Source organism: Streptomyces coeruleorubidus (assembly GCF_028885415.1).
In the GTDB taxonomy this organism is placed as follows: Bacteria; Actinomycetota; Actinomycetes; order Streptomycetales; family Streptomycetaceae; genus Streptomyces; species Streptomyces coeruleorubidus_A.
On record NZ_CP118527.1, the window covers coordinates 1,437,921 to 1,453,184 of the forward strand.

The following is a 15,264-nucleotide window of genomic DNA, read 5'->3' on the forward strand; positions in this document are numbered from 1 at the left end:
TCCCCGGCCGCCTCGACCGTCTACGGTCGCGGCATGAGACGTGCTGTGGTGATCGGGGCCGGCGGGCAGATAGGACGGCCGGCGGTGGAGGCGCTGGCGCGGGACGGCTGGGAGGTGACGGCCGCGTCGCGCGGCGGTGCCCGGGACGAGAGCTGGCCCGGCGAGGTACGGACGCTGCGGCTGGACCGCGAGGACGACACGGCACTGGGCGCGCTGATCGGCGACGGCTGCGACCTCGTGGTCGACATCGTCGCCTACGGGGCCGGGCACGCACGGCAGTTGACCGGGCTGGCCGACCGCATCGGCTCGGCCGTGGTCGTGTCGACGGCGTCGGTGTACCAGGACGGCACGGGCCGCGGCTTCGACACGATGAGCCAGCCGGGCGGTTTCCCGCGGTACCCCGTGCCCGTACGCGAGGACCAGCCGACGGTCCCGCCCGGAGACGCCACGTACAGCACCGGCAAGGCCGCCCTGGAGAGCGAACTCCTCGCGGCGGGCGACCGGTTGCCCACGACCCTGCTGCGCCCGGCCGCGATCCACGGTCCCCACAGCCCGCTCCCCCGCGAGCTGCACTTCGTGAAACGGAACCTCGACGGCCGGCGCCGGAGGGTACTCGCCTACCGGGGTGAGAGCCGTTTCCACACCTCGGCCGCCCGCAACATCGCCGAACTGATCCGGCTGGCGGCCGCCCGGCCCGGCCCGCGGGCGCTCAACGCCTGTGATCCGCAGTCTCCGACGGTGGCCGAGATCGGATCGGCGGTGGACGCGGTCATGGGAGTGGAGACGGAGACCGTCCTGCTGGACGGGGCCGCACCCTCGCCGTCCGTGGGCAGCTCGCCCTGGTCGGTGGAGCTGCCGGTGGTCTTCGACATGACCGCGGCGGAACGGGAGTTGGGCTACCGGCCGGTCGTGTCCTACCCCGAGAGCCTGCCGGAGACGGTCGACTGGCTCACCCGCAGGCTGTCCGGGCGGGACTGGACGGATGCGTTCCCGACTCTCGCAAGGGTCTACCCGGACCTCTTCGACTACGAGGCGGAGGATGCCTGGTTCGGGGCGTGAGCGGACGTCTCCGTCTGCACGAGTGACGCCAGTGCCTCGTCGAGCAGCCGTCGCAGCCGCAGCGCGTCCGGCGCCACGGCGGTCACCAGGGCGGCGGGACCGGCGAGCGGGACGACCGAGGCCCCGTCCCCGAGTACCCGGGCCGTCACCGGTTCGGCGGCGAACTCCGGCCGTACGACGATCAGTTGCCCGACCGCCCGGTGCCCCCCGAGCACCGCGGGGCCGTCCCAGCCGCCCGGCGCGCCGGGCCCGCAGGCCAGTTCCTGGTCGAGCACGCCCTGCCCGGTGACCCGCACGGTCAGCCGGCTCGTCAACCGCCCGGGTTCCTCACCAGTGCGCCCGAGCACCTGCTCCTCGCGCAGCACGAGCCGGGCCGTGGCGGCGAGTTCGACGCGGGTCGTGACGTACAGGTCGCTGCCCTGGGCGGAGATCAACTGTTCGGGCAGCCAGTGCAGTTCGGCCCGGTCGGCGACGTCGAGCCGGACGTCGTAACGGGCCTCTCCCTTGGTCTGCCCCGGCAGGGCGATGGTGGCGGCGGCCGACCCGACGGACAGCCGCGCTCCCTCCTCCGCCCGGGCCCGCACGGTGAAGTGGTCGCCGCCGAGCGGTCCGCTCATCGCTCCGACCAGCATGACCCGCGCCTCGGCACCGCTCCCCCGGGTGCGCCGAAGCGCCAGCGGCCCGTCGCTCTCCAGCACGGGCAGAGCCGTCCCGCCCCGGCCGTCGTCCCGGGCGACGATCCTCGCGACGGACCGCACCCCGGCGCTGTTCACGCGCGCGCCGCCCACGCGGCGAGCTGCGCACGCACCCAGGCGGCGACATCCGTCACCCCGGGTTCGCTGCGCAACGACTGGAAGACGACCGGCAGTTCGGCCCGCTGCGCCTTGGCGTCGGCCGCCATCCGCGCGAGGTCGGAGCCTACGTACGGCGCGAGGTCGGTCTTGTTGACGACGAGCAGGTCGGCGGTGGTCACGCCCGGCCCGCCCTTGCGCGGAATGTCGTCGCCCCCCGCCACGTCGATCACGAAGATCTGCGCGTCGACGAGCCCCTTGGAGAAGGTCGCGGTGAGGTTGTCCCCACCGGACTCCACGAGGACCAGGTCCAGCGGCCCGACGGCGTCCTCCAGGTCCTCCACCGCTTCCAGGTTGGCGGAGATGTCGTCCCGGATCGCGGTGTGCGGGCAGGCTCCCGTCTCCACCGCGGTGATCCGCTCGGGCGGCAGCACGGCCTCCCGGAGCAGGAACTCGGCGTCCTCGCGGGTGTAGATGTCGTTGGTGACGACCGCGAGGGACAACTCGTCCCGCAACGCGCGGCACAGCGCGGCGACGGTGGCGGTCTTCCCGGACCCGACGGGCCCGCCGAGTCCGATCCGCAGGGCACGGCGGCTGCCGTCGGGCCGCAGCGCGTCGGCGCTCACGGCGCCGGGGCCGTCGTGGGTGTGGTCGTGGTCCAGGTGCATGGGGCGGCTCCTATGTTCTTGTCCGACTGGTTCGAGTGGTTGGGGGAGGGGCTGAACGGCTTGATCGACCGCCTATGAGGCGAACAGCCGCACGGGCCAGGCCGCGTGTACCTCCGCCCCGATCTCCAGCAACGGCGCCGACCCCGCCGGCAACGCGTCGACCCCCTCGTCGATCACCCTGCGCGCCGCCTCCACCGCCCGGTCCACGACGCGGTCCATCTCCGGCGCCAGCCGGGCCAGCACCCCCGTCGCGTCGAAGGGATCCAGGCTCAGCAACCGCACCGTCGCCGTGGCCGGCCCGCTCACGCTCTCGTACGCCGCGCAGTACGCCGCGTCGACCGGTCCCAGCCCGGCCGCCCGCGCCGCCAGCCCGAGCACCACCGGCTGATGGGCCCCTTTGGGGAACTCCCTTGCCAACGCGTCCAGTTCGGCGGACGGCCAGGTTGCCCGGGCGGCCCGCATCAGCTGCCGTCCCAGCTTGCGCCCGGCGACGCGCAGCGCGGGTGAGGGCGTACGGGCGTCCGCGGCACGGTCCAGCGCGACGGGGTCGATCCCCAGCGCGGCAGCCGCCGAAAGGGCCGCCGCCACCGAGCCGGCCGTGTGCAGCCGCCCCCGGCAGAAGTCCGCCAGGCTCGCCGCTCCCCTGATCCGCCCGGCCTTGACCGCCGCCTCCGCCCCGCCGGAGTGGGCGTGGCCGCCGGCGGGAAAGCGGCCGTCGGCCAGGACGAGAAGTGCCGCACGTGACATCAGGACGCCCTCAGAACAGGAAGTAGCGCTGGGCCATGGGCAGTTCGGCCGCCGGCGCCGCCTCGACCAGCTCCCCGTCGATGTGCACGGCGAAGCTGTCGGGATCGACCCGGACCTCGGGCCGGGCGTCGTTCTCCCGCATGTCGGCCTTGGTGACCCCGCGCGTCGACGCGATCGCCACGAACGGCTTCCCGAGGCCGAGCCGCTCCGGCAGTCCGTCCTCGACGGCCAGGGGCGCGACGAAGTTCACGGAGTTGGCGGCCGGTGCCCGCCCGATCGCCCCGAACATCGGGCGCGGCAGGACCGGCTGCGGCGTGGGGATCGAGGCGTTGGCGTCGCCCATCTGCGCGTAGGCGATCTGCCCGCCCTTGATGACGAGCTGCGGCTTGACGCCGAAGAACGCCGGCTCCCACAGCACCAGGTCGGCGAGCTTGCCGCTCTCGACGGAGCCGATCTCCCGGGCCAGGCCCTGGGCGAGCGCCGGGTTGATCGTGTACTTGGCGACGTAGCGACGCACCCGGCGGTTGTCGGCGCGGCCGTCCCCGGGCAGCGCACCCCGGCGCCGCTTCATCACGTGGGCGGTCTGCCAGGTCCGCATGACGACCTCGCCCACGCGCCCCATGGCCTGCGAGTCGGAGGAGATGATCGAGATCGCGCCCAGGTCGTGCAGCACGTCCTCGGCGCCGATCGTGGAGGGCCGGATCCGGGACTCGGCGAAGGCCAGGTCCTCCGGCACGGCCGGGTTGAGGTGGTGGCACACCATCAGCATGTCGAGGTGTTCCTCGGCGGTGTTGACGGTGAACGGCCGGGTCGGATTCGTGGAGCTCGGCAGCACGTGCGGCTCGGAGACCACGGTCATGATGTCCGGCGCGTGCCCGCCGCCCGCGCCCTCGGTGTGGTACGCGTGGATGCCCCGCCCGGCGATCGCGGCGAGCGTGTCGCCGACGAAGCCGGCCTCGTTGAGCGTGTCCGTGTGGATGGCGACCTGGATGCCGGTCTGCCCGGCGACCGTGAGGGACGCGTCGATGACGGCCGGGGTCGAGCCCCAGTCCTCGTGCAGCTTCAGGCCGAGCGCGCCGCCCCGGATCTGCGACAGCATCGCCTCGTGGGAGACGGTGTTGCCCTTGCCCAGCAGGCCGATGTTGAGCGGGTAGGCCTCCATGGCCTCCAGCATCCGCGCGAGATGCCAGGGCCCGGGGGTCACGGTGGTGGCCTTGGAGCCCTCGGCCGGGCCGGTACCGCCGCCGACGAGGGTCGTGATGCCCGAGGACAGCGCCTCGTCGGCGATCTGCGGGCAGATGAAGTGCACGTGGGCGTCGATCGCGCCGGCCGTGAGGATCCGCCCGTTGCCGGCGATGACCTCGGTCTCCGGGCCGATGACCAGGTCCGGGTGGACACCGTCCATGGTGTCGGGGTTGCCGGCCTTGCCGATCCCGGTGATCCGCCCGTCACGGATGCCGACGTCGGCCTTGACGATGCCCCAGTGGTCGATGATCACCGCACCGGTGATGACGGTGTCCGGCGTGCCCTGCGCGCGCGTGGCACGCGCCTGGCCCATGGACTCGCGGATGACCTTGCCGCCGCCGAACACGGCCTCGTCACCGGCGAGCCCGGGACCGCCGGAACGATCCTCCTCGATCTCCACCAGCAGATCGGTGTCGGCGAGCCGGATCCGGTCGCCGGTCGTCGGGCCGAACAGGTCGGCGTACGCGGCACGCGAGATCTCAGGCATCGAGGGCACCTCCGGTCTCCCCGCGCAGACCGGGCACGACACGGGCGCCGGTCAGCGGAACGAGTTCGACGTCGACGGGGATCCCGGGTTCGAAGCGCACGGCCGTGCCGGCGGCGACGTTCAGCCGCCTGCCGCGCGCGGCGGCGCGGTCGAACTCAAGGCCGGGGTTGGCCTCGGCGAAGTGGTAGTGGGAGCCGACCTGGACGGGCCGGTCGGCGGCGTTGAGGACGGTGAGCCGGGTGACCTCGCGGCCCTCGTTGTAGGCAATCGGGTCGTCGGCGAAGAGAATCTCTCCGGGAATCATCGAGACCTCTCTCAGACGATGGGCTCGTGGACGGTGACGAGCTTGGTGCCGTCCGGGAAGGTGGCCTCGACCTGGACGTCGTGGATCATCTCGGGGACGCCTTCCATGACGTCGTCCCGGGTGAGCAGTGTGCGTCCGGAGGACATGAGTTCGGCGACGGTACGGCCGTCACGGGCACCTTCGAGGATGTGCGACGTGATGAGGGCGACCGCCTCGGGGTGGTTGAGTCTGAGCCCACGGGCCCGGCGCTTCTCGGCCACGTCGGCCGCCACGTGGATCAGCAGCCTCTCTTGCTCGTGCGGGGTCAGTTGCACGTCCCACCTCACAGTCCTCGCTCCGGACCGTGCGGGGCCCGGTTGCCGCAGCCCCGGGGGAAAAGCCCTGGTGGCGTGGCGGCAGGCTAGTTGGACCGGGTTTCAGACACGTTAACCGAGCTGTGATCCTTCAGGCCGGTGAGCGGGGGTCCCGCATGCTCACCATCGCCCGCAGTCCGTCCCTCAGGGTCTCCGGAGGGATCTCCCCGAAGACGGCCATCTGGGCCGCGAAGCCCTGCGCGAGAGCGATCATCACGCGCGCCATGGCGTCGGGGTCGGCGTCCTCGGAGATCAGGCCGGCGTCCTTGTAGCCCTCCACGACCTTCACCCATGCGGCGCGGACCGTGGCGTAGCCGGTGTGAACCATGGCGGCCAGGTCCTCGTTGCGCAGGGTCTCGGTCCAGACCTGGAGCATGAGGCGGGGGAAGATCCACTCGCCGTTGTGCACCACTCCGGGCCTGACCTCCTTCAGGGTCGCGAGGAGCCGGGGGATCATCTCGTCGGGCAGCGGCGGCGGACTCTGTTCGGCCGCGCTCTCGAAGACGCCGCCCACTTCGTCGAGCACCTCGCCGACGATCGCCCCGATCAGCTCCTCCTTGCCGCTGAAGTAGCGGTATACGGCGCCGGCGGAGAGGCCGACCTCCTTCAGCACGTCCTGCATGGACGTGGCGTGGAAGCCGTTGCGGGCGAAGCACAGCGCGGCGCCGTCGAGGATCTGGCGGCGGCGGGCGTCGAGGTGTTCCTGGGTCACGCGGGCCATGGTCCACAAAGTAAAACGAATATTCATTCTTGACAAGCGACTACGGGCGGGCGCACGGTGGTGACAGGAAAAACGAACGATCCTTCTTTTTCATCGCCCGGCGCCGCCGTCTGCCGCTCACAGGAGATCCTCATGTCCGCCACCCCGACCCGCCGCCTGATCGCGGTCGTCGCCCTCGTGCCCGTCCTCGCGGCCCTGGCCCTGTGGGCCTTCGCCTGGCCGGCCGCCCGCACCGCACCCCGCGACCTGCCGCTGGGCGTGGCGGGGCCGCCCGCCGCGACGGCGCGGGTAGAGAAGCAGTTGGAGCAGCGCGAGGGGGCCTTCGAGATCCACCACTACGCCGACGGGGCCGCGGCCAGGGACGCCGTCGAGGACCGGACCGTGTACGGCGCGGTCGTGGTCACCCCCCAGGGCCCCGAACTGCTCACGGCGTCCGCCGCGGGGCCCGCCATCGCCCAGTTCCTCCAGCAGGCGGTGACACAGCAGGCCGCCGCCGAGGGCATACAGGTCAGGACGGTCGACGTCGTGGCCACCCCGGCGAGCGATCCGCGCGGCGCGGCGTTCAACGCCGCCGCGCTGCCCCTCGCCCTGGCCGGCATCGCGGCGGGCGCGGTGGTCACCGTGCTGGGGCTGCGCGGCGTCCGGGCCGTGACCGCACTCCTCGGCGCGTCCGCTCTGGTGGGCGTCGTCGCGGCCGGGATCGCGCACAGCTGGCTCGGGGCGCTGACGGGCGACTGGTGGACGGAGGCCGCCGTGCTCGGACTGTCGGCGCTGGCCGTCAGTGGCGCCGTCGCCGGGCTCGCCGCCCTGGTCGGCACCGCCGGCGTCGGGATCGCCGGAGCCGTGGTGATGCTCCTCGGCAACCCCTTCTCCGGCGCCGCCTCGGCACCGCAGATGCTGCCGGAGCCGGCCGGGGCGATCGGCCAGCGGCTGCCGCCGGGCGCGGGTACGACGCTGCTGCGCTCGGTGTCGTACTTCGACGGCGCGGCGGCGACCGGCCCCGCCCTGACCCTGACCTGGTGGGCGGCGCTGGGCCTGGGCGCGGTACTGCTCGGCAGTGCGCTCCGGGCGCGGAAGGCGCGCAGCGAGGCGGCGGCGGACGGACGGGAGCTCGCGGCAGTGGGCTGAGGCGCCGGCCCCGCAGAGAAATCGACGCAAATAAAAAGCGTCCGGACGGAGAACGACCGTGCACCCCCGCTGTAGCGGACGGGCGTGCACGGTTTCCGTCTCCCCGGGTTCCGGACTCCGGGCTACGTCGGCTCGGCCCCCCGGTGCTCCGCCGCGATCCCGAACCGCTGCCGTTCGCGAGGAGCGGACGCGACCTCGCGGACCGTGGAGACCGCGCTGATCACCTGCTCCTCCGTGGGCTCCGCGAGCTCCGCGCCCTCTTCGAGTCGCCGCAGGTCATCGGCTGAGACGAGGGCGACGAGGGGCTTGCCGTGCCGGGTGACGACGACGCGTTCACCGCCGTACACCACGCGGTTGATCAGGTCGGCGAGCTCAGCCCTGGCTTGCGTCACCGGAATCTCGTAGGCCATGTCTCCATCATAACGTCACGTACGTCCTGTACATTTTTTACAGAGACAGCTGTCGCCGGAGACGGCTCTGCCCGCGAGGAGGGGTTCACCATGACCCGACCGTCCGCCCGTTACGTGCTGCCCGAGTTCACCGAACGCACCGCGTCCGGGCAACGGACGATGGATCCTTACTCGAAGCTGCTGGAGGGGCGGATCGTCTTCCTCGGGGCGCCGGTGGACGAGACCTCGGCGAACGACGTGATGGCCCAGTTCATGTATCTCGAGCACCAGGCCCCCGACCGTGACATCTCGCTCTACATCAACTCCCCCGGCGGCACCTTCCACGCCTTGACGGCCATCTACGACACGATGCAGTACATCGCCTGTGACGTGGAGACGGTCTGCCTGGGCCAGGCCGGCGCGGCCGCCTCGGTGCTGCTGGCGGCGGGCACGCCGGGCAAGCGATCCGTGCTGCCGGACGCCCGTCTGGTGATCCATCAGCCCGCGCTGCCCGAGCCGGTCCGCGGGCAGGCCAGCGATCTGGCGATCCAGGCCGAGGAGTTGACGCGCGTGCGGACCCGGATGGAGGAGATGCTCGCGCGGCACACGGGCCGCACCCGGGAGCAGGTGAGCGCGGACATCGAACGCGACAAGGTCCTCACCGCCCAAGCGGCAGTGGAGTACGGCCTGGTGGACCGGATCGTCCCCAACCGCAAGGCCACCCTGGCCCCGCCGACCGGGGAGTGAGCCGCCGGTGCTCCCGCCCGAACTGCCGCCGCTGCCCGCGCTGACCCGCGCCGAGGCGGAGTTGATCGACCGTTACCTGGAGGTCGTCGACCTGCTCGGCCGGATCAACCCGGCGCTGCCCGGCGACACCTACCGCTCACTGCGCGCCGCCCAGGCCCTGGTCGGCAAGGCGACCGCGCTGCGTGACGCGTTGACCCTGATGCACCAGCGGGGTGAGACGGAACTGCACGCCGGCACACTCGGCCGGGCCCTGCGGGTGCTGGACGGCGAGCGGCGCACGGCCCGCCTCACCCTGCCCCCGGAATCCGTCAGTTGACGCGGATCCGTCGGCCCGGACGCCCGCCCTGTCGCAGGAGCGTCCGGGCCTGAGTCGAAACGGACCAAACGACGTACCCCTGTTCGGAGTAGACGGGAGTCCTTTTTTCGGGCCCTCACAGTTGCGCAACGCGCGTAGCCGAGGGGCGGAATGGGACATTCCATCGCTGGTCCGGCGGTCCATGGGCCCGTAGACGGTGGCTCGAACACAGACGTGTCCACCCGAACGGGCGAGTGGTGAGTAACAACACAAACCCCCGGTTCCGTTGGGATTTCCGGACATCCATGAGCCAAGATCCCTGACTGACGACAAGCCCCCGCCACAGCGGCGGGGCGGTCCGGGCGGACGCCGAGTCCTGCCGCCGCCTGGATGACCGGTCGACAGAAGTGGATCGGCAGGAGTGGAGGACCCAAGCACGACGGGTCGCCGGGACGGTCACGCCATGACCGGACCCGAGCAGCCCTTGGGGTGAAGCCGCGTCAGCGGCCGGGCAACTTCGCCAGCCCGAATCCGACAGGTCATCCTTCACAGGCGGCTGACGAAGGGTTGCGCATGACTGCGCTCAATCGTGTCCCGTCGCTCATGGTCCGGGCCGGTACGGCCTCGGCGCTCACCATCGCCGCGGTGGGCGGCTCGATCGTGGCCCCCGGCTTCTCCTCGGAGGCCTCGGCAGCCACCCATGGGACGAAGGCACTCCAGATCGCGGCCTCGAAAAAGGGCTCGCCCTACAGGTACGGGGCCACCGGCCCGCACCGGTTCGACTGCTCCGGCCTCACGCTGTACTCGTTCAAGAAGGCGGGCAAGAAGCTGCCCCGCACGGCGGCCCAGCAGTACAACAAGACGCGCCACATCTCCGCCAAGAACCGCAAGGCGGGAGACCTGGTGTTCTTCCACTCGGGCAGCAACGTGTACCACGTGGGCATCTACGCGGGTAAGAACAAGCTCTGGCACGCCCCGAAGAGCGGGGACGTGGTGCGGTTGCAGAAGATCTGGACCAAGAGCGTCTGGTACGGGCGCGTGAAGTGAACCGCGCGGCGTGCGGCGGCATCCCTGACCCGCCGCCGCACGCCGGAGCGTGACATGGTCTCAAGTGGTTACCCGTCACCCATGGCCGAGCACCGTCCCTGCACCGCACGCGGCGAGACCCCGCTGCAACGCGCCGACCGGAACTTCGTCGAGCTGCTCCAGGAACTCCGGGTCACCCAGACGGGCGTACAGATCCTGTTCGCTTTCCTGTTGTCGCTCGCGTTCACCTCGCGCTTCACGTCCCTCGACACGGTCCAGCGCGTCACCTACGTCATCACGCTGCTGCTGGCGGTCCTGGCCGCGGCGCTGTTCACCGCGCCGGCCGCACTGCACCGCTCGCTCTTCCAGCAGGGCGCCAAGCCCCGCATCGTGCAGGTCTCCTCACGACTGGCCACCACCGGCCTGATCGTGCTGGTGTTCGCGTTCAGCGGTTCCGTGCTGCTGGTGGTGGATGTGACGACCAGTCGGACCGGCGGCATCGCCGCGGGCGCGGCGACGTTCCTGGTCTGCGTCGGCCTGTGGGGGCTGCTCCCGCGACTGGTGCGGCGGACCGGGCTGCGGGAAGAGACGCACGGCAGCCCCGGGCGGCCGGAAGCCACCGTCGAGGAGCCTGCGTCCCAGGGCACCGCCCGGGTCCCCGCGCCGCTGGGCGGCACCATCAGGCAGCCCTCAGGGGTTCGAGAAGGAGCAGCACACCGAGAAGCGTCAGCGCGGCGCCGGTGACCCCCTCGACGGCCCGCGCGGCACGCGGTTCCCGCAGCCACCGGCCGAGCCGGTCCACCAGCAGCGCCACGGCCGGGAACCACAGCAGGGCGAGGACCACCACGATCAGCGCCAGCAGCAGCGTGCGGGGCAGCACGGGACTGCCCGCGGGCACGAACTGCGGCAGCAGGCTGAGGAAGGTGATGGGCGCTTTCGGGTTCAGGGCGTTCGTGACGAAGCCCTGCCGCAGGGGACGCGCGGCGGACGAGACGGTCCCGGTGGCTTCGGCGGCGACGGCACGGGGCCGGCGCAGCGACCACAGCGTGCGCACCCCCAGGTACAGGACATAGCCGCCGCCCAGCACCTGGAGCGCGCGGAACAGCGCGGGCACGGCGGCCAGGACCGCGGCGACGCCGGCCACGGCCAGCGCGGTGTGCAGGAGCAGCCCGCCCGCGATGCCGAGCGCGCAGGCGACGCCGGCCCGGCGGGAGACCAGGGCGTTGCGCACGACGACGGTGAAGTCGGCGCCCGGCATGGCGACCATGCCCGCCGCCACCCCGGTGAAGGCGATGAGTTGTGCGTCCATACGGCCAGCCTGCCGGGCTGAAGCCTTCAGCAGGTATGTCGAATATCCTGAGCAGGCCTTAAGCATCGCTTTGGTCTGTGGAGGTCAGCGGCATGTACGACCCGACCCGGCTCGCGGCGCTGGTCGCCGTCGCGGAGGCCGGATCCATCACCCGGGCCGCCGAGCGCCTCGGTTACACCCCGCCCGCGCTCTCCCAGCAACTGGCCAAGCTGGAGCGGGAGGCGGGCTCGGCGCTGCTGGTCCGGCATCACCGCGGGGCGCGGCTGACGGGCGCGGGCGAGTTGCTGGTGGCACGGGCCCGGCGCGTGCTGGACGAGCTGGAGCTGGCCCGCCACGAACTGGCCCGGCTGGCGGGTCTGTCCGGTGGCGTCCTGCGGCTCGGGACGTTCCAGACGGCGGGCATCCATCTGCTGCCGCCGGTGCTCAGCGCGTTCCGCCGGGCCCACCCGGATGTGGAGCTGTCCGTCGCCGACTACGAACCGCCGGCCGGTGTCACGGCCGTGGCCGCCGGTGAGATCGACCTGGCCCTGACGCACACGTACCAGCCCGGCGACGCCCTTGCGCTCCCAGCCTCCGTGCGCGTGGATCCGGTCCTGGTCGAGGAACTGGTTCTGGTGACCGCCCCGGGTCATGCCCTGGCCGACGGCGCGTCCAGGCTTCCGCTGTCGGAACTGGCGGGTCAGCCGCTGATCAGCATGGCGCCGGAGCATCCGTCCCGGCAGGGGGTGGAAGCGGCGCTCGCCCGGGCCGGGGCCAGCCCGTCGGTACTGGTGTCGACGCCCGGGTACGCGCTGGTGTGCGCGCTGGTCAGCGCGGGGCTCGGGGTGGGTGTCGTACCGGAGATGGTGGCGCGGACATCGGTCACGCCGGTCGGGGTGCGTCCGCTCGGGGCGGGTGAGCTGCGCCGTACGATCTCGGTCGCCTACCGGGGCGAGGAGGCGGCGCCCGCCGTGGAGGCCTTCCGGGCCCTGCTGCGCGGGGTGTTCGGCCGCGCGCGGCACACGTCACAGACGCGTTGAGATCACGGCTCCTGCTGCCCCGCCGCCGTCACGGGCCGGGCCGGGACGGTCCACGGGAGTTCGATCGAGATGGTCTTGCCGCCCTCGCGGGTGGGGCGGATCCTGAGCCTGCCGCCGTACTCCGCCGTCAGCCAGCGGATGATGACGAGGCCGCGGCCGTTGTCCTGCTGGACGGCGGCGGGCAGGCGTCTGGGAAGTCGTGGATGGCTGTCCGTGACGCCGATGCGCAAGTGTTCGTCGCGGTCGAGTTCGACATCCACCGTGAACGTGGGCGACTGCCCGAAGGTGTGCTGGACGGCGTTGGTGGCGAGTTCGGAGATGATCAGCCGGATGGACTCGGACACTTCCGTGTCCGTCGGCAGGCCCCACTCCGCCAGCGTGCCCACCACGTAGGCGCGCGCCGCGGAGACCGAGGCGGGATCGCTCGGCAGAGTGACGGATGCTTCCAAATGGTCTGCCATGGCGACGTCGTCCCTTTCCCACGGGACCGCAGTCCGACACGGAGCGGAAGGTTCGAGTACGGTCCCGGACTGGTGCTTCGTCGCCAGAGTGCCACCAGAACACCCCTGAAGGGCGGCGATCCACCAAGATATGCATATATCTGTCGCTCAAAGCGGTGAACTCTACGACGCGAGACCGTATTTGGGTGGCTCGGAAGGAGTAAGGAGTAGCCCATGCAGCACGGTCCCGCGGTGCGCCGCCGGAAACTGGGCGCCGAACTTCGCGCGCTGCGCACCTCGGCGGGGCTCACCAGCGGTGAGGCGGCCCGTCTGGTGGGCTGGCACCAGTCGAAGGTCAGCCGAATCGAGACGGGCACGAGCGGGGTGAAGCCGGCCGATGTGCGGTTACTTCTCGACGCGTACGCCGTGGCGGACACACAACTGCGCGAGTTGCTCATGGTGTTGGCGGGTTCCGAGGACAGCGGCGGGCGGCACCACTGGTGGCACGCCTACCGCGGGGTGCTGCCGCCGACCTACCGGGACTTCATCAGCCTGGAGTCCCAGGCCGGCGCGATGCGCACGCTGGAGACCACCGTCGTCCCGGGGCTGCTCCAGACGCCCGAGTACGCCCGTGCGGTGACGAAGGCCGCGGTTGAGGGCCTGTCGGAGGACCGGCTCGACACGCTGGTCGAGGTGCGTCTGGCCCGGCAGGACGTGCTGCGCGCGGATCCGCCGCTGGAGCTGAGCGCCGTCCTGGACGAGGCGGTGCTGCGACGGGAGGTGGGCGGGCCCGGGGTCATGGCCCGGCAGCTGGAACGGCTGGTGGAGGCGGCGCGGCTGCCCCAAGTGCGGCTTCAGGTACTGCCGTTCGCCGCCGGGGCGCATATCGGCGTCACTGGCCCTTTCGTTATCTTCTCATTTTCGAGCACTTCTGATCTGGATGTGGTTGTTCTCGACCACTTGACGAGTAGCCTCTACCTCGAACGGAAAGAAGACCTCCAGGCCTACACGGAGGCCTTCAACGCCCTTCAGATCCACGCCCTTTCGCCCGAGGACTCGTTGGATTTCATCGCCGGGACAGCCGCCGGCGCGTAAGGAGGCACCATGCGTGCACTGCCTCGTCACGTCCCCTCAAGCATCGAACTGCACGGTGTGCGGTGGTTGCGCAGCAGCTACAGCACCGGCGCGAACAACTGCGTCGAGACCGCGTGTCCGGACACCCCGCCCTGGGCCGGACTGCTCGCCGTGCGCGACTCCAAGGCCCCGGCCGGGCCCGCGCTGTTCTTCTCCCCGAAGAGCTGGGCGGAGTTCACGGCCGCGGTCGACCGCATCTGAGCCGATACCCGACCACTCCTGATCAGTCCGTCGTCGAGCGACGCACGGCCGTGTCACGCCGACTCATGGCCGCGTCTCGCCGATCAGTCGTACAGCGCGTTCGATCTGTTCGCCGGTCAGGTCCGCGCGGGCGGTCAGCCTGAGCCGTGAGATGCCGTCGGGCACGGAAGGAGGACGGAAGCAGCCCACGGCCAGGCCCGCCGCGCGGCACTCGGCCGCCCAGCGCACGGCGCCCTCGGGGGAGGGCGCCCGCACCGAGACCACCGCGGCGTCCGGACGTACCGCTTCCAGACCCGCGGCGGTCAGGCGTGCGTACAACTCGCCCGCCACCGCACGGGCCCGTGCCGCGCGCTCCGGCTCGCGGCGCAGCAGCCGCAGTGCCGACAGGGCCGCCCCCGCCGCCGCGGGGGCGAGACCCGTGTCGAAGATGAACGTCCGGGCCGCGTTGACCAGGTGGTCGATCACCCGGGCGGGGCCGAGGACGGCTCCGCCCTGGCTGCCGAGCGACTTGGACAGCGTGACCGTCACGACCACGTCGTCGGCGCCCGCGAGCCCCGCCGCGTGCGGGGCGCCGCGGCCGCCGTCGCCGAGGACTCCCAGGCCGTGGGCGTCGTCGACCACCAGTCCGGCGCCGTGCTCCCGGCACGCCTCGGCGAGCGCGGCGAGCGGGGCCGCGTCGCCGTCGACCGAGAAGACCGTGTCGGACACGGTGATCGCCGTGCCTTCGTGCGTGTGCAGCGCCTTGCGCACGGCGTCCGGCTCGGCGTGCGCCACGACCTGGGTCGTGCCGCGGGCCAGCCGGCAGCCGTCGATGAGCGAGGCGTGGTTGCCCGCGTCGGAGACGATGAGGGAGCCGTGCGGGGCCAGCGCGGTGACCGCCGCGAGGTTGGCCGCGTAGCCGGAGGAGAAGACCAGGGCCGCCTCGGCACCACAGAAATCGGCCAGTTCCTGTTCCAGTTCGGCGTGCAGTTCGGTGCTGCCGGTGACGAGCCGGGAGCCGGTCGAGCCGCCGCCCCAGACCCGCGCGGCACGGGCCGCGCCCTCGGTGACCTCGGGGTGGTGGGCCAGTCCCAGGTAGTCGTTGCTCGCCAGGTCGAGGAGCGGTGAATCGGCCGGACGGGGGCGCAGAGTCCGTACGAGTCCGGCGCGGCGGCGCTGCTCCGCCTGCTCGTCGATCCAGCCGAACGCCATGGGTGGTCCT

General features: G+C 72.0%; 20 protein-coding genes and 1 riboswitch. Of the genes, 9 read left to right on the forward strand and 11 right to left on the reverse strand.

Annotated elements, in window-relative coordinates:
- Positions 1-33 precede the first annotated feature (33 nt).
- Positions 34-1,059 carry an NAD-dependent epimerase/dehydratase family protein gene (locus tag PV963_RS06665; protein WP_274814666.1) on the forward strand — a complete coding sequence of 342 codons (1,026 nt, stop codon included), beginning with the start codon at positions 34-36 and terminating at the stop codon, positions 1,057-1,059.
- Here the strand turns inward: PV963_RS06665 and PV963_RS06670 are convergent.
- The 7 genes from PV963_RS06670 to PV963_RS06700 form a co-directional block, all read right to left on the reverse strand.
- The gene (locus PV963_RS06670; RefSeq protein WP_274814667.1) at positions 1,026-1,847 is read right to left on the reverse strand and encodes an urease accessory protein UreD; all 822 of its coding nucleotides are present in this window, start codon (positions 1,845-1,847) and stop codon (positions 1,026-1,028) included. The two genes, PV963_RS06665 and PV963_RS06670, sit on opposite strands and share 34 nt — an antisense overlap.
- The gene (gene ureG, locus PV963_RS06675; protein WP_274814668.1) at positions 1,829-2,518 is read right to left on the reverse strand and encodes an urease accessory protein UreG; all 690 of its coding nucleotides are present in this window, start codon (positions 2,516-2,518) and stop codon (positions 1,829-1,831) included. Before ureG ends, PV963_RS06670 begins: the two co-directional genes overlap by 19 nt.
- Positions 2,519-2,590: 72 nt before the next feature.
- Positions 2,591-3,265 carry an urease accessory protein UreF gene (locus PV963_RS06680; protein WP_274814669.1) on the reverse strand — a complete coding sequence of 225 codons (675 nt, stop codon included), beginning with the start codon at positions 3,263-3,265 and terminating at the stop codon, positions 2,591-2,593.
- A 10-nt stretch (positions 3,266-3,275) separates the two neighbouring features.
- Positions 3,276-4,997, reverse strand: coding sequence for an urease subunit alpha (locus tag PV963_RS06685; protein WP_274814670.1), 1,722 nt, complete (start codon positions 4,995-4,997; stop codon positions 3,276-3,278).
- Positions 4,990-5,301: an urease subunit beta gene (locus PV963_RS06690; RefSeq protein ID WP_184599241.1), complete on the reverse strand. Its 312-nt coding sequence runs from the start codon at positions 5,299-5,301 to the stop codon at positions 4,990-4,992. The genes PV963_RS06685 and PV963_RS06690 overlap by 8 nt, the downstream gene beginning before the upstream one ends.
- 11 nt (positions 5,302-5,312) lie before the next feature.
- Complete coding sequence (locus PV963_RS06695) at positions 5,313-5,615, reverse strand: urease subunit gamma (RefSeq protein WP_010041087.1); 303 nt, start codon at positions 5,613-5,615, stop codon at positions 5,313-5,315.
- 130 nt (positions 5,616-5,745) lie between these two features.
- Positions 5,746-6,375 (reverse strand): TetR/AcrR family transcriptional regulator, encoded by a 630-nt coding sequence (locus tag PV963_RS06700; RefSeq protein WP_274814671.1) that lies wholly within the window; start codon positions 6,373-6,375, stop codon positions 5,746-5,748.
- Between the two features lie 132 nt (positions 6,376-6,507).
- On the opposite strand from PV963_RS06700, the gene PV963_RS06705 reads away from it, so the two are divergent.
- A complete protein-coding gene (locus tag PV963_RS06705; protein ID WP_274814672.1) occupies positions 6,508-7,503 on the forward strand; it encodes an ABC transporter permease in 996 nt (331 codons plus the stop codon).
- Between the two features lie 122 nt (positions 7,504-7,625).
- Here PV963_RS06705 and PV963_RS06710 read toward each other — a convergent pair whose 3' ends face one another.
- The gene (locus tag PV963_RS06710; RefSeq protein WP_274814673.1) at positions 7,626-7,913 is read right to left on the reverse strand and encodes a type II toxin-antitoxin system Phd/YefM family antitoxin; all 288 of its coding nucleotides are present in this window, start codon (positions 7,911-7,913) and stop codon (positions 7,626-7,628) included.
- Positions 7,914-8,003: 90 nt separating this feature from the next.
- On the opposite strand from PV963_RS06710, the gene PV963_RS06715 reads away from it, so the two are divergent.
- From PV963_RS06715 to PV963_RS06730, 4 genes are all read left to right on the forward strand, one after another.
- Positions 8,004-8,639 (forward strand): ATP-dependent Clp protease proteolytic subunit, encoded by a 636-nt coding sequence (locus PV963_RS06715; protein WP_274814674.1) that lies wholly within the window; start codon positions 8,004-8,006, stop codon positions 8,637-8,639.
- A 7-nt stretch (positions 8,640-8,646) separates the two neighbouring features.
- Positions 8,647-8,955, forward strand: coding sequence for a hypothetical protein (locus tag PV963_RS06720; RefSeq protein WP_274814675.1), 309 nt, complete (start codon positions 8,647-8,649; stop codon positions 8,953-8,955).
- A 368-nt stretch (positions 8,956-9,323) separates the two neighbouring features.
- Positions 9,324-9,504: riboswitch (cyclic di-AMP (ydaO/yuaA leader) on the forward strand.
- A 3-nt stretch (positions 9,505-9,507) separates the two neighbouring features.
- Positions 9,508-9,981: a C40 family peptidase gene (locus PV963_RS06725; RefSeq protein WP_274814676.1), complete on the forward strand. Its 474-nt coding sequence runs from the start codon at positions 9,508-9,510 to the stop codon at positions 9,979-9,981.
- An 81-nt stretch (positions 9,982-10,062) separates the two neighbouring features.
- Complete coding sequence (locus PV963_RS06730; RefSeq protein ID WP_274814677.1) at positions 10,063-10,704, forward strand: DUF6328 family protein; 642 nt, start codon at positions 10,063-10,065, stop codon at positions 10,702-10,704.
- Here PV963_RS06730 and PV963_RS06735 read toward each other — a convergent pair.
- Complete coding sequence (locus PV963_RS06735) at positions 10,640-11,269, reverse strand: LysE family translocator (protein ID WP_274814678.1); 630 nt, start codon at positions 11,267-11,269, stop codon at positions 10,640-10,642. The genes PV963_RS06730 and PV963_RS06735 overlap by 65 nt on opposite strands.
- A 92-nt stretch (positions 11,270-11,361) precedes the next feature.
- Here PV963_RS06735 and PV963_RS06740 point away from each other — a divergent pair, with 92 nt between their 5' ends.
- Positions 11,362-12,288 (forward strand): LysR family transcriptional regulator, encoded by a 927-nt coding sequence (locus PV963_RS06740; RefSeq protein WP_274814680.1) that lies wholly within the window; start codon positions 11,362-11,364, stop codon positions 12,286-12,288.
- A gap of 2 nt (positions 12,289-12,290) precedes the next feature.
- On the opposite strand, the gene PV963_RS06745 is transcribed toward PV963_RS06740, so the two are convergent.
- A complete protein-coding gene (locus PV963_RS06745; protein ID WP_274814681.1) occupies positions 12,291-12,749 on the reverse strand; it encodes an ATP-binding protein in 459 nt (152 codons plus the stop codon).
- A 213-nt stretch (positions 12,750-12,962) separates the two neighbouring features.
- On the opposite strand from PV963_RS06745, the gene PV963_RS06750 reads away from it, so the two are divergent.
- Together PV963_RS06750 and PV963_RS06755 are read left to right on the forward strand one after the other, a co-directional pair.
- Entirely contained in the window at positions 12,963-13,823 is an 861-nt protein-coding gene (locus PV963_RS06750; protein ID WP_274814682.1) for a helix-turn-helix domain-containing protein, read from the forward strand.
- 9 nt (positions 13,824-13,832) lie between these two features.
- Positions 13,833-14,063 (forward strand): DUF397 domain-containing protein, encoded by a 231-nt coding sequence (locus PV963_RS06755; RefSeq protein WP_274814683.1) that lies wholly within the window; start codon positions 13,833-13,835, stop codon positions 14,061-14,063.
- Between the two features lie 63 nt (positions 14,064-14,126).
- On the opposite strand, the gene PV963_RS06760 is transcribed toward PV963_RS06755, so the two are convergent.
- Positions 14,127-15,254: an 8-amino-7-oxononanoate synthase gene (locus tag PV963_RS06760; RefSeq protein ID WP_274814684.1), complete on the reverse strand. Its 1,128-nt coding sequence runs from the start codon at positions 15,252-15,254 to the stop codon at positions 14,127-14,129.
- Between the last annotated feature and the right edge of the window lie 10 nt (positions 15,255-15,264).